The 21,645-nt window shown below is 37.6% G+C and carries 18 protein-coding genes and 2 tRNA genes; 17 read left to right on the top strand and 3 right to left on the bottom strand.

Translation table 11 applies throughout. From position 1 onward, the window contains the following. Positions 1–382: 382 nt before the first annotated feature. Complete coding sequence (locus tag ACM44_RS10550; RefSeq protein ID WP_048500013.1) at positions 383–1,900, top strand: Do family serine endopeptidase; 1,518 nt, start codon at positions 383–385, stop codon at positions 1,898–1,900. Positions 1,901–1,966: 66 nt separating this feature from the next. Here the strand turns inward: ACM44_RS10550 and ACM44_RS10545 are convergent, their stop codons facing one another. The 3 genes from ACM44_RS10545 to ACM44_RS10535 all read right to left on the bottom strand — a co-directional run bounded on the left by ACM44_RS10545 (position 1,967) and on the right by ACM44_RS10535 (position 5,494). After that, positions 1,967–2,410 (bottom strand): hypothetical protein, encoded by a 444-nt coding sequence (locus ACM44_RS10545; protein WP_048500012.1) that lies wholly within the window; start codon positions 2,408–2,410, stop codon positions 1,967–1,969. Beyond that, positions 2,411–2,791, bottom strand: coding sequence for a RidA family protein (locus ACM44_RS10540; RefSeq protein ID WP_048500011.1), 381 nt, complete (start codon positions 2,789–2,791; stop codon positions 2,411–2,413). 111 nt (positions 2,792–2,902) lie between these two features. After that, positions 2,903–5,494, bottom strand: coding sequence for a putative LPS assembly protein LptD (locus ACM44_RS10535; protein ID WP_048500010.1), 2,592 nt, complete (start codon positions 5,492–5,494; stop codon positions 2,903–2,905). A 55-nt stretch (positions 5,495–5,549) separates the two neighbouring features. On the opposite strand from ACM44_RS10535, the gene ACM44_RS10530 reads away from it, so the two are divergent. The 16 genes from ACM44_RS10530 (at position 5,550) to ACM44_RS10455 (ending at position 21,638) form a co-directional block, all read left to right on the top strand. Further along, positions 5,550–6,827, top strand: a complete 1,278-nt coding sequence (locus tag ACM44_RS10530; RefSeq protein WP_048500009.1) for an N-acetylmuramoyl-L-alanine amidase family protein — start codon at positions 5,550–5,552, stop codon at positions 6,825–6,827. A gap of 52 nt (positions 6,828–6,879) precedes the next feature. Continuing rightward, positions 6,880–6,951, top strand: a tRNA-Glu gene (locus ACM44_RS10525). A gap of 260 nt (positions 6,952–7,211) precedes the next feature. Beyond that, entirely contained in the window at positions 7,212–7,466 is a 255-nt protein-coding gene (gene rpsT, locus ACM44_RS10520) for a 30S ribosomal protein S20 (protein WP_048500008.1), read from the top strand. A gap of 17 nt (positions 7,467–7,483) precedes the next feature. Next, positions 7,484–7,555 (top strand) — tRNA-Glu (locus ACM44_RS10515). Positions 7,556–7,764: 209 nt separating this feature from the next. After that, a complete protein-coding gene (locus ACM44_RS10510) occupies positions 7,765–9,138 on the top strand; it encodes a tyrosine-type recombinase/integrase (RefSeq protein WP_048500007.1) in 1,374 nt (457 codons plus the stop codon). Between the two features lie 20 nt (positions 9,139–9,158). Next, positions 9,159–9,473, top strand: a complete 315-nt coding sequence (locus ACM44_RS10505) for a hypothetical protein (RefSeq protein WP_048500006.1) — start codon at positions 9,159–9,161, stop codon at positions 9,471–9,473. Between the two features lie 4 nt (positions 9,474–9,477). Continuing rightward, positions 9,478–10,143, top strand: coding sequence for a hypothetical protein (locus ACM44_RS10500; RefSeq protein ID WP_048500005.1), 666 nt, complete (start codon positions 9,478–9,480; stop codon positions 10,141–10,143). A gap of 215 nt (positions 10,144–10,358) precedes the next feature. Beyond that, a complete protein-coding gene (locus ACM44_RS10495) occupies positions 10,359–10,643 on the top strand; it encodes a helix-turn-helix domain-containing protein (protein ID WP_048500004.1) in 285 nt (94 codons plus the stop codon). Then, positions 10,643–10,846, top strand: a complete 204-nt coding sequence (locus ACM44_RS10490; protein WP_048500003.1) for a hypothetical protein — start codon at positions 10,643–10,645, stop codon at positions 10,844–10,846. Before ACM44_RS10495 ends, ACM44_RS10490 begins: the two co-directional genes overlap by 1 nt. Beyond that, complete coding sequence (locus ACM44_RS10485; protein ID WP_048500002.1) at positions 10,846–12,222, top strand: hypothetical protein; 1,377 nt, start codon at positions 10,846–10,848, stop codon at positions 12,220–12,222. Before ACM44_RS10490 ends, ACM44_RS10485 begins: the two co-directional genes overlap by 1 nt. Before the next feature lie 468 nt (positions 12,223–12,690). Next, a complete protein-coding gene (locus ACM44_RS15350; RefSeq protein ID WP_160304012.1) occupies positions 12,691–12,837 on the top strand; it encodes a hypothetical protein in 147 nt (48 codons plus the stop codon). 55 nt (positions 12,838–12,892) lie between these two features. After that, the gene (locus ACM44_RS10475) at positions 12,893–13,591 is read left to right on the top strand and encodes a hypothetical protein (RefSeq protein ID WP_048500000.1); all 699 of its coding nucleotides are present in this window, start codon (positions 12,893–12,895) and stop codon (positions 13,589–13,591) included. Between the two features lie 1,398 nt (positions 13,592–14,989). Beyond that, a complete protein-coding gene (locus tag ACM44_RS10470) occupies positions 14,990–15,673 on the top strand; it encodes a response regulator transcription factor (protein ID WP_048499999.1) in 684 nt (227 codons plus the stop codon). After that, on the top strand, positions 15,670–17,040 hold the full coding sequence (locus ACM44_RS10465) for a sensor histidine kinase (protein WP_048499998.1): 1,371 nt from the start codon (positions 15,670–15,672) through the stop codon (positions 17,038–17,040). Before ACM44_RS10470 ends, ACM44_RS10465 begins: the two co-directional genes overlap by 4 nt. A 343-nt stretch (positions 17,041–17,383) precedes the next feature. After that, positions 17,384–18,517 carry an efflux RND transporter periplasmic adaptor subunit gene (locus tag ACM44_RS10460; RefSeq protein WP_048499997.1) on the top strand — a complete coding sequence of 378 codons (1,134 nt, stop codon included), beginning with the start codon at positions 17,384–17,386 and terminating at the stop codon, positions 18,515–18,517. A 28-nt stretch (positions 18,518–18,545) separates the two neighbouring features. Further along, positions 18,546–21,638 carry an efflux RND transporter permease subunit gene (locus ACM44_RS10455; protein ID WP_048499996.1) on the top strand — a complete coding sequence of 1,031 codons (3,093 nt, stop codon included), beginning with the start codon at positions 18,546–18,548 and terminating at the stop codon, positions 21,636–21,638. Positions 21,639–21,645 lie beyond the last annotated feature (7 nt).

The following is a 21,645-nucleotide window of genomic DNA, read 5'->3' as shown; positions in this document are numbered from 1 at the left end:
GGTTTAATATTTTTTCATAGTTAGCCGGAATCGCCTTTTAAATCTATATTTTTATTGATTCCGATTTTCTAAATCGGCGGCTTGTCACAAATTTAAACAAAGGAATTGAGTTGGGGAAATATTTGTTTCGTTTTAATTTTCGGTTCAGTTTTGGAGCCATATTTCAGGTCATTTTAGAAATCATGGAATCTGCCAAAATTTCCGATTTTTTGTTGAAGCGGATATCGGTTTTCGTTAAAATTAAGCACAATACATTAAAAAATACTAATTCCTGTTAAATTATAGTTAAAACTGAAACAATCCCATTTCCATCATTACTTATTTAGCACTAAATTTGTTGAGTAACAATTCTAAAAAAGTAAAAGATAAATAATTTATGACGATGAAGAACAACTTGAAAAAGCTTATACCTTATGCTTTTGTCGGAGTAATTTCCGGCGCAACTACTTTTGGGGCAATTAATTATTTCGGAGTCAAAAATCATGACTCGGAATTTTCCTATTTCGCTCCGAAGAAAAATACGGACGCCAGTTTCGCATCATTCAATATGGCGGGAGTGGGTGATGATTTCGTGAAGGCCGCAAAAATGACCGTGCCCGCGGTGGTCAGTATCAAGAATTTTTCCAACCGGACCTCCCAGCGAAGCGATCAGGATTTGTTTGACCTGTTCTTTGGGAATCCTTTTGGGAATAACCAAAGACAGCCACAACAGCAGCCACAGCAGGAAATGCCTCGAGGAATGGGTTCCGGAGTGATTATTTCCCCAGATGGCTATATTATTTCAAATAACCACGTGATTGCAGGTGCCACAAAACTGGAGGTACAGCTTTCGAACAAGAAAACATACGTCGCTAACTTGGTTGGGACAGATCCAACCACTGATATCGCACTTTTAAAAATTGAAGAAAAAGGTTTGCCTTACCTCAATTTTGCCAATTCTGACAATGTGGAAGTGGGGCAATGGGTTTTGGCAGTAGGAAATCCAATGGGTCTGAATTCCACGGTGACCGCGGGAATCGTTTCTGCTAAAGGAAGAAGCATTGATTTACTAAGTCAGCAATCCAGAACGCCGATTGAAAACTTTATCCAAACCGATGCGGCGATCAATCCTGGAAATTCAGGTGGTGCTTTGGTAAATCCAAATGGAGAACTGATCGGGATCAATTCCGCTATTTCATCCAAAACCGGATATTATGAAGGTTACGGATTTGCAGTTCCATCCAATCTCGCGAGAAAAGTGGTGGAAGATATCAAGAAATTTGGTTTGGTTCAGCGAGGATTCCTGGGCGTGAGATCTTTGGATCTGTCGGATACCAGACAAGTTGCGCAATACAACCAACAAAACAAAACCAACATTAAAGCCAATGAAGGGGTTTACATCACAGATGTCACTGCAAAAGGTGGAGCGGAAGATGCTGGTTTGAGACCCGGCGATATCATTACCAAAGTGGACAATACCGTGATTTCAAACTATTATGACCTTTCATTTGCTGTGGGAAGCAAAAGACCGGGAGATAAAGTGGCGGTAACTTACCTTAGAAACGGCAAGGAAAACACCACCAATGTGACCCTGAAAGATGAAAAAGGGAATACCACTTTCAGAAGCAAAGCCGATTTGAGCGTGACCGAAAAAATCGGCGCCGAATTTGAGCCATTAAGTGAAAAGTTCAAAACCGACTATGGTTTGACCAGCGGTGTGATCGCCAAAAATGTACTAGATGGAAGTGAAATGGCGAAAATAGGAATCGTAGATAATTATATCGTGATCGAAATCAATGGAAAACCTGTGAATTCACAGAAAGATGTGGAGAAAATCCTGGACAAATACCAAGGAAACGTTCAGGTGAAATATGTGGATGATTTCGGTAGAATCACGACGAGAGGATTTAAAATGCCTTGATTTAGAAACAAAAAACACGAATGAAGAAAATTAATAAGAAAAGCGCAACTGAAAGGTTGCGCTTTTTTATTTTTGAAGCCTTCGGTTTCGCTTCTTTTTTCTTTCATAAATCACTTCAGTGATTTTTCCGCCTATCCATGCGAAAGGGAAGAAGGTGAGGAAGATCAGAATCTTGTAGAAAGTAGGATGATAAGGAAAAATAATGATGTCCAGCATCGCAATGAAAAGCAGGATAAAGCCAATCAGGATGGCGTAAGCCACTTTAGCATATTTCACAATGATGGCGGTTACCACGCCGCCCACGGTTGCCGCAATTCCCGAGGAAATGAGCAGCACCACAAAGAAGTACGGATTGTGTTCCACACTTCTCAGTACTTTCTCCCATTGCTGGAATGGCGACATGGCTTCATAGTTGATCCACGAAGGATTCAAACGAATCCCGATCGTGATAATAAGTGCCGAAACAGCGAGGCCAATAAGCACCGCCAAAGTATTCCGAAGGAAATTCATTTAATTTTCGTGAGCGATCATCGAGATTTCAATATCCACATTTTTTGGCAGGCAGGAAACCTGAACTGTTTCTCTTGCAGGAAAACTTTCGGGATCCAGGTACGAAGCGTAGATTTCATTCATCGCCGAAAAATCGTCCATATTCTTAAGGAAAATGGTTGCCTTCACCACGTTTTTGAAAGTCATTCCGGCTTGGGCTAAAATGGCTTCCAGGTTTTTCATCACCTGGTGGGTTGCATTTTCGATGCCTTCTTCCAGTTTTCCGGTTTGCGCATTTACCGGAATCTGTCCAGAAATATATAAAATCCCGTTGGCCAAATTGGCCTGTGAATAAGGGCCGATTGCAGCCGGAGCTTTATCCGTAGAGATTATTTTTTTCATAGTACTTTTCTCTTAGATCTAATCTGCAAATATAAAGTTTTTTCGAATTATTTGGTGGGAGTTGTAAAGTTTGAGATTTTGCCCGGCCACTTTTATGATTCAATCATTCCTCTAAAAAGGTGCATTCGGCTGATTGAAGCTTCTATCCTTGTATTTCAGGGCATCCTGCAAAATATTCGCCTTGATTCCAATAAAGAAATCGTACACTTTATATTGCCCATAAGGAATCCAGTTGAAATTAATGGTGAAACTTCTTTGATCGCGTGCAAAACCAATCCTGGTGTTGGCAATCTGTTTTGTGACTACATCATAATACAGGTTTCCGTTGAGGTTCCAGTACGGCGTCAGCTTAAGGGTTGCGTCCAAACCTACGGATGCTACCTGGTTTCCAAATTTAGATAAACTTTTGGTATAGCCGTATTGTGCGTTGATGTTTAATGTCCATGGTTGCTGGAATCTGGCGTAATTATCATCATCAAAGTAATAGTTTTCATTTCGGATTTCTCCTTTCTTTGGATATTTTTTGGAAAGATCCACCTTTTCTTTGCCGGTGAAAATTGCTTCACTCAGCGGATAAGAAATTTGCGCATTGAATCCCTGAACACTGAAATGGCCAAAGTTTTCGGTTCTAATTCCGGTTTCTGAACCTGGTTCGAAAACGATTTGATAAGGTTCCAAAGTCAAACTCGTGTTCAGGTTCAGCTTTTCAAAAAGCGTGGTTTGCCCGCTGAACTGGAACATTGCCCACTTATGGCTAGGTGCGGCGAAATTGTAATTGGTGTTAAAGTTCAGACTTTCAAATAGCTTCAATTTTTTTACCCCGGTGGAATCCTTCTTGGATTTCACCTTCATCTCCAAGTTATTACTGATGCCGAAAGTCATCGCCTGAACCAGCTGCGAACTCGGACTTCCAATAATTCCTCTGTCAAATATGGAATACATCGTCATTTCTCCCCTTTCATTATAATAATTCTTGTAATATCCAAAACTGGCTGCTGAAAAATCTGGTGCATAAGAGAATCCGATCTGTGGAGTCATCATGTGTCGAACCGCCTGAATCGCAGAACCCTTCTTGAAGTTCAACATCCCATAAAGTACCGTTTGCAAACTCGCACTTGTAGAAAACGTGGAATATCCCGCAATTTTTTTATTGAGGACATCTTCGAGCTTATTATTGACTGGGTCGTAAAATCTAGTTAAAGTTTTAGTGGTCAATGCATTATCAATATTTGCGGAAAGCGAGAAGGTGAAATACTTTGCCAGAGTAGTATTTGTTCCCAAACTGATGTTGTTTTTCAGCCCTGTTTGCATCTTGTCAAACATCGCTTTGGTGAAGAGCTCATCGATAGGGGTTTGCACGTAATTATTGAGGTTTAAACCGGTATTTACGGTGATGTTTTCCAAAAGTCCCTGTCTGATTCCTGTTTTTGGTTTGAAAAGATAAAACTGATTGATAGCCACATTCATGATGGGGAGTTTCAAATCTGAAAGTCCGGTAGAAAAGTTTTGGGAGTAGGATGCCGAACCCGTGATGGTCACCGGCAAAGTCAAAAACCTTTTCGTCACACTGATGGATGAGTTTTGCTGGGCGTTCAGATTATTTTGGTTAAAGGCATAGTTGTTATTTACGGTGTTGCTGTAAAATTGATTACTCACCATATCCACGGATGCGGAAAAGGTGAGGAAGGGATTTGCTTTGGAATCCTGCTGATGACGCCATGCAATTCTGTACGAGGCGGACTTTGAATAATCGGAAAGCCCCTTGATTCCGCGAACGGTATTTCCAATGTCTGCCGAAAAATTCCCCGAATAGCGGTATAATTTCCGGTAATTGACTTCGGGTTTGAAGTTCCAGCTTCCTTTGGTGTAAATATCCGTAAGAATCTTAAGGTCAAAATGTTCGCCAATCGGTTGATAATAACCCAATCCGTTCAGGAAGAATCCTACATCTTCTCTTTCTCCGAAACTTGGAATCAGGATTCCCGCACTTCTTTTATCCGAAAACGGAAGGATCGCAAACGGCATGATCAAAGGCGTGGGAACCTGCTCAATATACATCTGGATAGGTCCGGTGATGACCTGCGATTTGTTTTTGCCTTTAATGAGTTTAATGTTGGGCGCTAGTAAATAATAATCGGCAATCGTATCTTTTTTCTGGATGAAATATTCGTCTGTGGTATATTTCCCGCGGCGCATGAAGAAGACGGAATCGTTGTATTTCTTAGTTTTTTCTGCCACGATCACGCCTTCGCTTTCCTCCGTTCTGGCATTGAATGCGATGGCCTGTCTGGTCTTGATGTTGTAGGTAAATTCGTCGTACTCGTATTTTTTACCCCCTTGCGTGGCGAGTGCCGGTGTCTTTATTTTTCCTAAAGAATCCAGTTCGCCTCTTGCGTAGATCAGCGACTTGCTCCAGTCTATGGAGATATAGTCTGCGTCAATCTGCATGTCTTGGTATTTCACTTGAGCCTTTTTGTTCAGGAAGGTCATCTTTTTCGGGATGTCGTTTCGGATGTTGTCGGCTTTGGTTTGTACCACATCTTCCAGCTGCTCCTTGTTCAACGCTATGGTGTCAGATTTGGGAACACCCTCATTAATCCTCTTATTTTCAGGCAATTTCTGAGCGTTTAAAACTGCTAAAAAACTGTTAAAAATTAGGATAATTAAAATAGGTATTATATTTTTGAAGCCGGTTTTGAGCAATACGGTATTGTATGTAATTTGGGCTCAAAATTACTATAATTTTTAAAATTTAAAGATGAATCAAAGTTTTTCTTTTAAAAAATATCTTCGCTTCCTTTTCCTTTTTCTGTTTGTTTTTTCTGGTGCCCAAAAGAAGTTCACCGTGGTTCTGGATGCGGGTCATGGCGGCTCCGATTTTGGGGCAAACCGATTTTACAGCGAGACGGGAAGGCTCAACGAAAAAGACGTTACCCTTGCCATTGTGCTCAAACTTGGTAGAATGCTAGAAAAAGACAAAGACTTCAAAGTCATCTACACCCGAAAGATTGATGAATACCCATCTTTATTAGACAGAACAAATCTTGCCAACAGAAGCAAGGCCGATCTCTTCATCTCGGTACACTGCAACGCCAATACCCGCTCCGCTCCTTATGGAACGGAAACTTTCGTTCAGGGACCTGATCAAAACAAAACCAATCTGGAAGTGGCCAAAGCGGAAAACGACGTGATTTTCCTGGACGATAAAGACCGTGAAATGTTTGCGTCTTATGACCCAAAATCACCCGAATCCCTGATTGCGCTGAAGATCCAACAAAGCAAATATTTGGAGAGCAGTCTGTTGTTTGGAAGTTTTGTAGAGGAAAATTTTGAAAAGAAAGACAAGCGATTTTCGCGCGGGGTGAAGCAGCAAAACCTGCATGTTTTGAGACTCAATGCGATGCCTTCTGTTTTAATTGAAACCGGATTCATCAGTAATTATGATGACGCGATGTACTTGGCTTCCGAAAAAGGGCAGTCCGAAATTGCAAGCAGTATCTACGACGCGATTATCAGCTACAAAAAGACGCGGGAGCGAAACGCTGTAAAAAATGTGGAACCCGAAAAACCGGTGGAGCAGCCTTTGAAAAATGATTTCAGGATCTTACTGATGTCTTCTCCCTCAAAATACGTAGCCGGAGATCCTGCTCTGAAGGGGCTAAATTATATTCTCACGATTAAGGAAGGTGGGTTTTATCGCTATTATTATGCGGTGACCAACATGGCCTCTGTTCGTGACAATAACCTGAAGACGGCTAGAGAAGCAGGTTTTAATAATGCAACTTCCATTTCCTTCGTCCCGAACCAGAAATTGGGAATTGGCTACTACAATATCGAACTTGCGGTGACAGATCAAAAATTAAGTTCAAATTCGCCGATTCTGAATACGCTGAAGGATGTGGAAAGAGACAAAGTAAATGGTAAGTTTTATTACACCTATGGCAAGTTTTCCAGCCTTGAAGAAGCGGTAGCGGCACAGAAAGAGCTTGAGGATAAGGGGATCAAAAATACCGTCATTCAAAAAGTGGCAAAATAGAGTGTTGTTTTGTGGAATAAAAGATAATTGATAATTTTGCAGTCCCAAAAACGGCCTATTCGTCTAGTGGTTAGGACTCAAGATTTTCATTCTTGCAACAGAGGTTCGATTCCTTTATAGGCTACAATTTATGGAAAATACAGCTTGGTAGAAGTGCTCTAATATGCCAATTGTGGTTTGCTGATGTTGATGAGCGGTATTTTTCAGTACATTTGCAAAAGCAATTTTAAGGGAGCCTTTCTGTTTTGTAGCAGAAGTTCTTGATTATGAACGGGGTCACCAATTGAAAAAGCAACGGCAACAAATTTTTTTTAGAAATTTTTAAAAATTATTTGTGGGAATAAAAATAATTTATATCTTTGCACCCACATTTCAGAAACAGTTATGGCAAATCATAAATCAGCACTCAAGAGAATTAGACAAAACGCGGTAAAAAGAGCGCGTAACAGATACTATCACAAAACTGCTAGAACAGCTGTGAAGGTACTGAGAAATGAAGAAGACAAGAAAGTTGCAACTGAGCAATTGCCAAAAGTGATCTCTTTGTTGGACAGGTTGGTGAAGAAAAACATCATCCACAAAAACAAGGCGGCAAACTTAAAAAGCAAATTAACTAAGCACGTAAACAAGCTTGCTTAATTAAATAAAAAGTGTCCGGCCCGTTCGTCTATCGGTTAGGACCTCAGATTTTCATTCTGGTAAGAGGGGTTCGATTCCCCTACGGGCTACTTATTATGCAATAAGGATTTCTTTGGAAGTCCTTATTTTTTTGTGTTTATGTTTCAAATGCAATATTGATGGGGGTTACAGAGGTTTTTAGATAATCTTATTAAAAAGTATCTTATTGCATGAAATTGCTATTTGATGGGGATAGCGTGGGGATGATATTTAACCGCTTCGATTTATTACATATCTTTGGTAAACAAAACACAGAGATATGGCAACCATTAGATTTTTATTGAAAGGAACAAACCCTACTTCACAAACGGTACAATTCAGATACCGACCAAATTCACGTTTTGATTTAACACTTGCGACACCATTTAAAATAAATCCTAATAATTGGGATTCTGAAAAACAACAATGGAATGAGGGGCAGATTATAAATGGTGCGAGGTTACAAGAAACCAAATTATTAAATACCCAGATAAATAAATTTAATTCACAATTATCATCTTTCAGAATTAAAGTCTGTGATTTCATTGATAGTATTAGCGATAATGATGCAGACACCCAAAAAGTAAAGATTAAAGATTTTGTACTTAAAAATTATTTTGCAAATAAAATCCAACTTAATAAGCCCGAAAAATCTCATTCTATGCCCGATGGGTTTAGTGATTTCATTGATTATTATTTGAATTTTAGAAGTGTAGAAGATAAAACCAAAGGAACAAAACCCCTTGCGTATAATACCATAAAGAAATATAACACGCTTAAAAAAGTGGTGGCTTCTTTCCGTAAAAAACTATTGATAACTGAAATTAACGATACTTTCAGAAATGATTTTGCAAATTTTCTAAATAAAAATAATTATGCTACTAACACACAGGTTAAGTACATAAAGGATATTAAAACACTTTGCAAGTTTGCAAGTAAAGAATTACCAATTTCAAAAGATGTTTTGTTTTGGGATATAGTACCAAATAGTAAAATAGAGAATGTTTCTGATGGCATTACCTTTACTTTTGAGCAATTAAAAATCCTTTCTGAAACCACAATGATAAGGGAAAGTTTAGAAAATGCGAAAGATTGGTTATTGATTTCGTGCTATACTTCGGTTCGGGTTTCTGAACTTTTCACCTTTGACACTGAAAATATTATCGAAGATGGTAATGACAAATATTTAAAAGTAACGGAACGCAAAAACCTTAACACTACCGGAGGAAAGAAAATCATTTACTTACTTCCGCAAGTTGTTGAAATAATGAATAAAAGAAACGGAAGTTTCCCGAGAAAAATAAGTGAGCAACGATTTAATGAACATATTAAAAAAGTTTGTGAAATTATCGGGTTTACTGCACCAACGGAGGGCGCAATAATAATGAATGTAGGAACAGAGAAAGAACCTATTTTTAGAAAAGTAAAGGGGATATATCCTTTTAATAAATTGGTTTCGAGCCATTCGGGGCGCAAAACTTATGTTACCTTATTTAGTGAATATTTGCCTACTGAAATTCTTAAAATTCAAACCAATCACCACAGTAACGAAATGGTAGAACACTACAATAAAACAGATGAAAATGAATTGATGTTAAGGAGTGCTAAACTTGTTGCTGATGCTCACAAAGAAGTACAATTGAAAATAGTTTAATAACATAAAAATATAAACCGATGGAAACGCAAAAGACACCCTTTCAATCAATTAGAGAATTACCGCAACAAGTGAAAGATGATTTTATTGAACAACTTGTTAATGATGCAGAACGTTTTGAAGCTTTGAATAGTGATTTTAATTTGTCTTATTCTAAATGGTTTAAAACTTATGTTTTGTCAGATGATTTTAAAACCTTAAGTAAAGATAAACAGAAAGAAGTTTTTGAGCATTACGAAAATATAAGTATTGCATTTAAATCTATTGTTGATTTTTTTACAGAAAATGAAGTAGTAAATTATAAAGGAAATTTGCAAACGATAGAAATACAGTAAAAAGATGAGTGAATTTAAGAAGTATCTTCCTACTAAGATAATAGCAGAATTAAAGAGCGATGAAGATTTTAGTAAATACCAAATGGCTCTTGATGATTTTGATGTTGATGATTTGCAATCTCTTCAATCTAATTTTTTGTTTTTGAATGAAGAATTAGAGGAAGATTATGAAACATTTTGTGAAAACTTACATACACATTTTGGAGTGATCGAAGAACTTTTACATAACGAAATGGATAACACAACCGAACAAAAAAGGAAAAGTGAAATTTTCGCAATAAAGGGAATGTATGAAGATATGTGGAACTATGTTGCTGATGAGAAGCGCAAATTTATATTTTATAAAGAAAGCATATCAAAATCTATAGTAGTAAATAATAAAAATTCAACAGAAGACACGGAAAGCAATGAAATTAATTCATATTCTGATACAATACGATTGCTTCATGAAACAGGTATTATTGACCATCTTGAAAAGAAATACACTAACACTTCTACCAATTCAATTGCTAAATTTTTCGAACTAATTACCAAAAAGCCCCTCTTAGCAAGTAGTACAAATACCTTATTTACTACTGATAAGAGTAATGTAAAATATTTAATGAAAAATTTATCTCATACTAAAAAACAACAAATCAAAAATAAATTAGAGGAGTTTAAATTTTATTAATTGTAAACTCTCTATTAAATTCATTAACGCCTTTATTCAGGGCGTTTTTTTAGTTTTCAGTAATTAGGTTCGGAAGAAAAGATTTTTCCGAAGAATTTCCGAATTTTTTGGTTGATGAGATTTGCAATACAAAACGGTAAGGAACATAATTAAGCAAACCCTTAATTTTTTATTCACCGCCTTAATATTGTAAAATAACATCAAAACAAATACAGATGAATACCATTCAATTTATCGGCATAACGCCACAAGATTTAGTAACAGCATTGTCCAATGCTATAATTCCGCAACTCAAAGCAGAACTATCAAAAGAGTTCCAGCCCAAACAGCCTGAAGAATTACTTAGCATTGACGAAATGTGCGCAATGCTTAAGATAGACAGAAGTACGGAACATAGATGGCGAAAGAAAGGAACAGTTAAGCCTTCTTTAGTGGAGGGAAGTGTGTATTATTTCCGCTCAGAAATTGAAACCTTATTGAATGATAATAAAATTAAATAATGAATGCACTTAGTTTATTAAAGGAAATTCAGTCATTATATTTTACTGATACTGACGAGGTTAAAAGTGCTACGGAAATTACAATTGAAACTATCATTGATTTAAAGATTAAATTAATTAATGTGGAATTGGAAGAGGGTTTTACCGCTCAAACGGAAACAATTGAGAGTTACATTAATGCGCTTGAAAATAGTTTTCAGTAATGATAGATAGAATTACACTTGGCAACCAGCATGCGCCTGTAATGTATCAATTAATGGGCGTATGTCAGGATAATTTTAAAATGAAGTCTCAAGATAATTTGTGGACTGTTTATGATACAGGAACAGGAATAATTATAAGATTTAAATACCAAAATAAGAAATTGTATAAAGTATTTATTGACTTCAGCCCCCATAAACAGATAAATGGCAATATACACAATGCCAATCCTTTCTCTATTAGAGAAGCGCAAGAGCAGATTAAAATAACGTTAAATGATATTGGGATCGAGAAAAGAAATTTTATATTTTGGGATATATCAGCAATTGAAATTGGAGTAAATTATTTATCTGTAGTATCACCAGAAACAATTTTACAATGTTTTCTTTTTTATAAAAATGCGAGATTTAATCAGCACCCTTTATACCCCCATTACTATTATGCAGCAGGCAAGGAGGGTGTTAAGGGGAAAAAGAATGACATAGTTGATAGAAAAAGTGGTGATGCAAGACGAAATAAAAATTGTAAAATTAAGAACTATTGTAAAGCAAAACAGACAAATAACCAAGTAAGGTTAATGTATTATCAATTAGGTTATTGCGAGGAAAATATAATGAGGTTTGAGGTTAACGCTGAAACAATGGCATACTGCAATAAATGGGGATTCACAACATTAGATAGTTTATTTGATGAGAATATATTGGAGCGGTGTATAATATTTCTAAAAGAACATTTGAATGAAATTTTCGTATTCAATCCAAAGGATATCGTTAGTGATAAAAAATTAAGTACACCCGACAGAAGAAAATATTTTCAAGCAATTGCAAAGAATTTTTGGGAAGGAAAGGAGAAAAGGGAGTTGAGAACATCCAAGGATAAATGGTTAAAATTACCCCGTAAATCAGATACTAAAAAAATTGTTGTAGCCGAAATTTTGAAAGCCGTCGAAGTGCAAAATAACACTTATTCTGATATAAAAAGTATGTCGTATTTCCGCACGGAGGATATTGAAAGTGATTCGGAGGAAACGCCCTTGTACAGAGGATTAAACCTTTTTAAAAATAAAAGACTACTTGTTGATATAGGAAACACGACACACTTTTGTGTTGTAACTGGGGAAGATATTTCCATGCAAAGAAATGGTGAGCCATATCTTAAAAGAGAGGGATTAAGATTTTTAAAAGAAAATAATCTGTTCCGTTACAATAAGATAAAAGAAAAGTTTTTGTCCCCAAAATTATTAAATGCTTCAGAAGAAAAACAGATTGAAAATATAGAGAAGAATATTAAGAATAGAATTTACAACGAGCAACACAATAACTTATCTTTTCAACGCAGGAATTACCACCCAAACCAACCGCAGTTTAATTTTATATAAGGTCGGGTTATCAAATAAACAATATAAACACCTACGCAACCTTTATGGTTGAATGATGTTAGACTTTAACTAATTGGGCGCATACCTAATTTAGTTTCAAATTTCAAATTAAAATCCGTTATAAAACAAGGGGGAGGGGCGATTATAAAACGTTTTCTTTCCTTTTTTTTTATGCGAGTGTATTACTATATCTAACCTTTTGACAATTAAAAAATTATATTTAGATTTGTGTAAAATCAAATGATATGAAAAAAATATTTATTCTGCTATTTTCATTTTGCCTGGGCACCCTTATCCTTGCTCAAAAAATACGCTACACTTCATACGACAAAATCAAACGAGAGTCTAAATCAGATTCGACCGATATTAGGATATTTAGCACCCCTGCCTCCATCTCGTTCAAATTTAAAGAAATAGGTTTATTAACTGTCGATGATCGAGGATGGGGGGAAGAATGAAAATAAATTAATGGAAAGTGCCATTATAGAAGCAAGAAAATACGGTGCTGACGGGATTTTGTTGTTGGAGCAAGATAATAAGGTCGATGGATATTACTATGGGATGGCGTTTAATAGAAAAGTTCTTAGAATGTCAATTATTGTCAAAGAAGAATAATTAAAGGTTGATAATTTAAAACTAAAGCAAAAATTTCTAAACAAAAATTTAAAATATGAAAATTATAACTTTCTTATTTTTCATCTCTTGCATTTTTGCAAAATCTCAGTGCAATTTAAATGATCTAACACTAAATTTCCTTGGAAAAAAGTATTTTGAAGTAAATAATAAAATACTTTCAGATACCAATATTTTCGATGTTAGTGAAAATATGGCTATTGATAATAAAAGGAAAATTCCAGATTATAAAGCAGATTTTGAATATATTCAAGGTGATCATTACCAAAAGTTTATAAGTTTTAAATATAAATTGCATAATTGTTTCTCAAATTCTAATAGAGAAGATTTTGTTAAATATAATCTAAAATTGATTGATAATATTGTTTACAAAATTTCTGTCGAAAAAAAATATAGCTTATCTGAAGAAACAAATTTACAAGATGATTACAGTAGATTTTCAGCACTTATCAAAAAAAAATATCCAATTATTAGTGAAAGTTATAATATCAGTAATAAATTTAATATTACGTTAGAAAATAAAGATGGAGACTCGCAAAAAACAGGAAGTGGGAAATCATACATGTCAAGCAAGATTAACTCTAAGATATGGAAAATTAACAGCTGCGATATTAGTGTTAAGACTGAATATTCATACGGAAAATTTGGGGGTTACTCATATCCTGCTACCAGTAAATTATTAGAGATAGAATTTATTAATTTAAATAATACCGTTTTGGATAATCGAGGCTATTAACTCCTACCAATCTTAATAATTGCAATCAAGATGAAAAAGATATCGCAAAGTTAACAACTCATTATTATAAATGCTTACATAACATTATGTCTTCATTAAATATGTTACTTAGATAAAGATACATATATTATATATCAAACAATTGTTTAATTTTTTGTTATGTTTTCTAAATATTGTGAAACGTTTGATTTAAGGCGTTTTATTTTGTTTGCAGTATTTACCCATTACAAATAAATGATAATAGTTTTTAGATGGGTTTCTGTAGGTCGAATAGATTAACGAGTGTTTGAACTAATTGTATTAATTAGCGGAGTGAAAATAATTTATTTAGAATGATTATAAATTAATAGAAAAACCTAATAAAGTTTAAGTTGATGGGGATAGTAAGGGGATATTTGGTATATAGTGTTTGTTAACCCTTATTAATAAAGGATTGTTTGTATTCCCCTACGGGCTACTTTTAGTGAAAAAGGACTTCTTCGGGAGTCCTTTTTTTATGCAACAAACTCAAATTATTACAATGAACCCCCCTTTTCTATAGCGTTCGACAACAATTGGAATATATGGTATGAAATTTCATTACATTTTAAATGGATGGTCACAGATGCAGGTTCAAATTAAGATGCACGGATTTTGCACCTGTTTGATTTGTGGTTTTGCTTCGTTCAATTATTCATGAGGGCTCTAATATCAAATTCAAACTTCATGCAACTGTGATAGTGAATCGGTTTATTACAGGTTTCGCCTAATTATTTTTCATACCGCATTCGATTTGAAATGAAAAGACCGAAAAATAAATTTCCCAAAAAATTTACTGATTTTATTGACTTCTAGCTGCAATATACGAAGTGTTGAAGATAAGATTAAAGGCGTAAAGCGATTAACCCAAAATACAATCAGACGGTACAACAGTCTAAAAAAGTTGTTGAAACATTCGGGAAAAATTTGTTAATGACGGAAATAAATGAGCTGTTCAGGGTAGCATTTGTAGATTATCTCAACAAAAACTACAACTCTACCGATACACAGGTAAAATAGGTCAAAGACATTAAGAGCATGTTTAAATAAATTAAACCCTAAATAAGAATTAGTGATGTATTTTTTGCGGGATAGTGTCTTGATGGCCGAGAAATAGTGTTTTTTCTATTGTGCAATTTGGGTTTAAGATCATATTCCTGAGCAAGGCAAGCCTTCCACAATCAAATTATCTACAGAGACAGTGTTCCTCCGGAGCATTTCTTGCCGTTTGTAGAAATAGAAGAATTTATTTTCATCAAAGTCTATCACACGGCAGAATGATTTGCGAATTCGTGGTGATATTAAAGTATTTGACATGAAAGTGCTGATCAGGTTCCAAAAGATAATATTTTCTAAATTTGCATTCATTAAAGGTTTATCATGACAATTTTAATCATAGAAGACGATCAAAGGGTGGCCGAACTCATAGAAAGGGGATTAAGAGAACAAGGATTTACCCCCACTTTGGCGTATGACGGGCTTTCAGGAAAGAAATTGGCACTACAAAATAATTTTGACCTGGTCATCACAGATATTATTCTGCCCAAAATGGACGGGATAGATTTTTGTAAAGAGATCAGGCAGACAAAACCCGATTTACCCATTATCATGCTTACTGCACTTGGCACAACAGACGATAAGGTGGAAGGTTTTGATGCGGGCGCAGATGATTATTTAGTGAAGCCTTTCGAGATGCGTGAGCTTTTGGTGCGCATCAGGGCATTGCTGAAGCGAAACAACAAGACTACCAATGCCTCCGGTTTCATTTTAAAGTATGACGATTTGGAAATGAACCTGCATACCAAGATCGTGAAACGTGATCACCATGAAATTAACCTTACGCCTAAAGAATTTAAGTTATTGGAGTATATGGTGCAAAATCCAAACAGGGTATTGTCACGAGTAGAAATTGCAGAAAAAGTATGGGAAACGCATTTTGATACCGGCACAAACTTCATTGATGTTTATATCAACTATCTTCGAAAAAAAATAGATCGGAACTTTGATAAAAAACTCATCCATACCAAACCTGGAATGGGCTTTATTTTGAAGGCGGAACAATGAAAATAAGAACACGGCTCATCATACTTTTTACCCTTACTACAGCAATAATTCTGATGCTGTTTGCTACCGTTATCTATCTTTCCGCGAAGAAAAACAGGGAAAAAGAGTTTTATAGTCTGCTTGAGAAAGAAGCCGTTACCAAGGCAAACCTTTTTCTGAATGCCCATGTTGACAAAAATGTGCTGCAAGACATCTACCACAACAACCGGAAAATCCTCAATGAAGTCGAGGTCGCTATTTACGACACGCATTTTGAGCTGCTTTACCACGATGCGGTGGATATAGATTTCGTGAAGGAAACCAGGCCGCTGATGGATGAAATCTCCCGAAAAGGAGCCGTGGAATTTTATCAGAAAGACTGGCAGGTGGTTGGTTTGCGGTATGAATATAATGGGAAACAGTTTATCATTACCGCGGCAGCTTATGACCAGTATGGATATAGCAAATTAAACAGTCTGCTCACCAATATTATTATTGTTTTTATTGCCTCTGTTTTAATTATTATCATTATTGGGATATTCTTTTCCAGAAAAGCCTTTCAGCCGGTTAGTGAAATGATAGAGAAGGCAAAGAATATCACCGCCACTAACCTTGATTTACGGCTATCAAGTAACGAAAGTAGCGATGAGCTTTCCGAATTGGCCAACACATTCAATGAGATGCTAAACCGGTTGGAAAGTTCATTTGATGCCCAGAAACATTTTGTTTCAAATATCTCGCACGAACTTCGGACACCACTTTCCGCTTTGATTGCCGAGCTGGAATTGTCTGTGGATAAGGAGCGTGCGGCCGAAGAATACAAAATGGCTATTTTGAATGCGCTAAAGGATGCGAAAAAAATATCCCGTTTATCCGGCAGCCTTTTAGACTTTGCAAAGGCAAGTTATGACCTTTCTGAAATTAAATTTAAAAACACAAGGATTGACGAAGTTTTGCTGGATGCAAGGCAGCAGGTGCAAAAAGCTGACCCTGATTATAGGGTTGATATCCACTTTGAAAATGACTTTGATGATGATAACCAAATCTCGGTTAATGGCAACGAATATCTTTTGAAGGTTGCGTTCGTTAACCTTTTTGAAAACGGTTGCAAATTCTCAGCCGATAAGGAAAGCATCGTTTATGTTTCATTCGGCAAGGGAAAAATTACGCTGCGCTTTACCGATAAAGGAGTGGGTATTTCCCCAAACGACCTGGAAAATATTTTTAGGCCCTTTTATCGCGGGGAGAACAAAAAGTTTGCAGAAGGTAACGGCATCGGTATATCTCTTACCCACAAGATCATCACGCTGCATAAAGGGACCATCAGTGTTTTCTCTAAAGTAGGCCGGGGAACAACTTTTACCGTTGAATTACCTGCGGTTGTGTAAACAAAATATTGCACTCTTTACAGAAGCAAATCCGGTAAGGTCATAATTTTTTCTCTTAATTCCCTAACGGCTCCCATCGTCAAGGTTTCTGAATTTTTTCACAGGCTACTGTTAAAGCGATAAATCATGGCCTGGCTATCAATAATAGAGGATCTATGGTGCTGTTGCAGATCCTCTATAATTACTCCCACATTTTTCTAACGTAATTCTAATTTTTTTCTGTGAGTCCTCTAATGGCTTCCGGGAAATAATAGGAGCATTTTTGCACTGAAAAAATCATAAATCCCTTTATGGTTATATCAGCATTCGCCATAAGGTCAAAACTAAAAATAGTACAAATAAAATGATGATGACAACATTCAAGATCAAGGTAAGGAAAACTTTTTTTGTCCCTATTGTTTCATTGGTCATCTTGAGCTGCCACGGTAAAGGAGAAGAGGGGAAGATAGAGGATTTTGCCATTAGTAATGATACTATTGCGGTAGGCAGCCAGGCAAAAGTGAAATCTCAGCTAAAAACCTTTACGGTGGAAACCCAGGAATATCGGCCGGAATTGCTGTCAGCAGGTACGGTAAAAGCCATCCCCAATCTGTATGCGGAAATAGCTCCGCCTTTTTCCGGTCGTGTTACAGCCGTCCATTTGCGATTGGGGCTGAAAGTGAAACCCGGTACACCTTTGTTTGAAATGACCTCCGCCGAATTTACCGATGCGCAAAAATTGTTCTTCCAGGCAAAATCCGAATACCAGAATGCGGGGCTTACGATGAAGCGGCAGCAAGATTTAAAAGCGCATGGGGTAGGAGCGGAAAAAGACCTAGAAGAAGCGGAAACCAATTATCAGATTAAACAGAAGGAGTACCAGAATGCAATGGCATCGCTCAAAATATTCAATGTGGATGTAAATAAATTGGTATTCGGCCAGCCGCTTGTGGTAAGATCGCCAATTGCCGGAGAAGTGATAACAAATGAGGTCGTCATGGGGCAATTCATTAAATCGGATGACCCACCACGTGCAAAAGTTGCAGAGCTGGGCAAAGTATGGGTGGTGGGCATGGTTAAAGAAAAAGACCTTCGCTTTATTCAGGGTCTGGATAATGCTGAAGTTTCCATTGCCGCTTTCCCCGACAAAAAAATAAAAGGAAGTATTTATCACATTGATGAAATAGTGAATGAGGACACCCGGAGCGTACAGGTATTGATTGAATGCCCCAACACCGATCGCCTTCTTAAACCCGGTATGTATGTAACGGTAAAGTTGATGGACAATCCCACCAATGCTATTTTTGTCCCCGAAAAATCACTTTTACAGTATAATGACAAAAGCTACGTAATGCTACAGGTGGGCAAAGATCGATATGTAAAGCGCTACGTGGAAACCGGGATAACAGACCAGGGCAAAATACAGATCCTCTCCGGATTGGCGAATGGAGATGTAATCATCAGTGAGGGGGCGTTCTACCTGCTAGACGCAAAATAGTTCAAAATACAAACATAAAAATATTGAAGTGAAAAAAATATTCAATCATACCATCACCAAACGTGGTCTGATACTGGCGCTGTTTACACTATTGTCTTTCTTTGGGTACTACTCATGGACGCAGTTATCTATTGAAGCCTATCCCGATATCGGAGATGTTACTTCACAGGTCGTAACGCAGGTTCCCGGTCTTGCTGCCGAGGAAGTGGAACAGCAGATCACCATTCCTATAGAGCGGGCCATTAACGGTTTACCCGGAATGCATGTGATGCGTAGCAAAAGTACCTTCGGGCTTTCAATGGTAACGATTGTTTTTGAAGACGGTACAGACGATTACTTCGCTAGGACACGCATCCAGGAGCGCCTGGCTGATCTTGAACTGCCTTATGGAGCAAAACCCGGTCTCGATCCGCTGACGTCTCCAACAGGAGAAATATTCCGTTATATCATTGAAAGCAAAACGCAGGACCTGCGGGAGCTTACCGACCTTCAGAATTTCGTCATCATGCCCCGGATCAAGCAGGTTCCCGGCGTTGCAGATGTAACCAATTTTGGAGGCATCACTACCCAGTTCCAGATAGAGCTTGACCCACACAAGATGGAGCAGTACAATATTTCCCTGAACGATGTGGCAGCTAAAGTGGGTGCCAATAATACCAATGCGGGAGGTAGCGTGATGAACCGTGGCGATCAATCGTATGTGGTAAGAGGTATAGGACTGGTAAGAACGCTGGACGATATTGGAAAGGTAGTCGTAAAATCAGTGAACGGCACTCCCGTTTTTATGAATGATATTGGCAGTATAAAATACGGAAATCTGGAACGGAAAGGCGCTTTAGGATATTCTGATAAACGGGGAGCAAATTATTCAGACAATATAGAGGGTATTGTTCTTTTATTAAAACGCCAAAACCCTTCCGTGGTATTAAAAGGAGTTAATGAAGCTGTTGACGATTTAAATAATGGTATTCTTCCGGAGGGCGTTAAAATCCATCCGTTTTTAGATCGTACGAATCTGGTAGATACCACACTGCATACCGTTTCTAAAACATTACTGGAAGGAATGGGTCTGGTTATTATCGTCCTCATTCTGTTTCTCGGAAGCTGGAGGGGTGCCTTATTGGTTGCTGTCACTATTCCCATATCATTGCTCACTGCTTTTGTATTGATGCATTTCACCAACATTCCGGCAAATCTATTGTCATTAGGAGCCATTGATTTCGGAATTATTGTAGATGGGGCCATTGTGATGATGGAGGCGGTGCTGAAACAAAGGGAAGACCATGAAAAAGAAGAACTCACAGAAGCAGGTGTTGTGGCATTGGTAAAGCAAATGGCAAGACCTATATTTTTTGCAACCATTATTATCATTACAGCTTATTTGCCATTGTTTGCTTTTGAACGCATAGAAAAAAAGCTGTTTACCCCAATGGCGTTCACGGTGGGTTATGCACTGCTTGGCGCTTTGCTGGTGGCATTGTTTCTTATTCCCGGATTGGCGTATGCCGTTTATCGGAAACCCCAAAAAATATATCACAACAAATGGCTGGAACGCTTAACTAATCTCTATCACAGTCGAGTAGGGAAATTATTAAATAAACCCAAAAGTGTATTCCTGCCATTAATTCTGATATTTTCAGGTGCTGTGGCGTTAACCTATACCGTCGGTAAAGACTTTTTGCCTCCATTGGATGAAGGCTCTATCTGGTTGCAGGTATCGCTTCCTCCCGGTATTACCGTGGAAAAGTCTAAAGAAATGAGTGACACGCTGCGTGCACGAACGCTGAAATATCCTGAAGTAACCTACATAATGGTGCAGGCAGGCCGAAATGATGACGGGACCGATGCCTGGACCCCTTCGCATTTTGAATGCAGCGTGGGACTGTTGCCTTACAAAGACTGGAAAAACGGTAAAACAAAAGCAGATTTGATCAATGAACTGGCTGCTGAATATGACGGAATGCCCGGATACAATGTGGCTTTCTCCCAACCCATGATTGATGGGGTGATGGATAAAATAGCCGGGGCGCATAGCGAGTTGGCCGTAAAGATATATGGAGAGGATTTTAAAGAAACCCGCAGAATTGCTGAAGAGGTACTGGCCACACTCAAAAAAGTAAAAGGTGCAGCAGATCTGGCTATTGACCAGGAACCACCATTGCCACAACTCCAGATTACCGCTGACCGAAATAAGATTGCGCAATACGGTTTAAATGTTGCTGATGTGTCAGACCTTATAGAAACAGCTATTGGTGGAAAACCTATTTCGCAGGTTTTCCAGGGTGTTAAAGTATATGATATTATATGCCGGTATAGCGAAGACAGTCGGAATACACCAGAGAAAATAGGAAATCTGATGCTTACCAATGAGGCAGGTGCAAAAATTCCATTGTCACAGGTGGCAGAAGTAAAACTGAACACAGGAGAAAGCACCATTTCGAGGGAAATGAATAAACGCCAATTGACCGTCCGGCTGAACCTTCGTGGAAACGACCTGACCTCCTTCCTGAAAGAAGCGCAGGCAAAAATTGAAAAAGAGGTAAAATATGACCACAATAAATATAGCATTAAATGGGGCGGCCAGTTTGAAAACCAAAACAGGGCTTATCAACATTTGGCGATAATTGTACCTATGGCACTGGCAATTATGTTTATTCTGCTTTACGGTGCATTTGGCAGCTTTTCGCAGGCGGGCTTATTAATGAGCATGGTTCCCCTTGCGTTGTTCGGTGGTATGCTTGCTTTAAATATAAGGGGAATGACCCTCAACGTGTCTTCGGCTGTTGGGTTCATTGCTTTATTCGGGGTGGCTATTCAAAATGGCGTTCTTATGATTTCCCAATTCAATATGCTAAGGAAAAACGGCTATTCCTTGGAAAATGCGGTCTGGGAAGGATCAAGGCAGCGTTTCAGACCGGTATTGATGACCGCCACTGTTGCTATATTGGGGTTGCTGCCTGCATCTTTGGCCACGGGCATTGGTTCCGATGTGCAAAGACCGCTGGCTACCGTGATCGTTTACGGGTTGCTTTTTGCCACAGCCATTACTTTATATGCGCTGCCTTCCCTTTACTATTTGTTAGAAAAAAGAAGTGTGAAAAATAATGACAGCAAGGTTTAATTATAAA

This window comes from Chryseobacterium koreense CCUG 49689, from assembly GCF_001045435.1.
GTDB lineage: Bacteria > Bacteroidota > Bacteroidia > Flavobacteriales > Weeksellaceae > Kaistella > Kaistella koreensis.
Note: the sequence above shows the minus strand (reverse complement) of the source record. Positions and strands in the feature narration are given on the sequence as shown.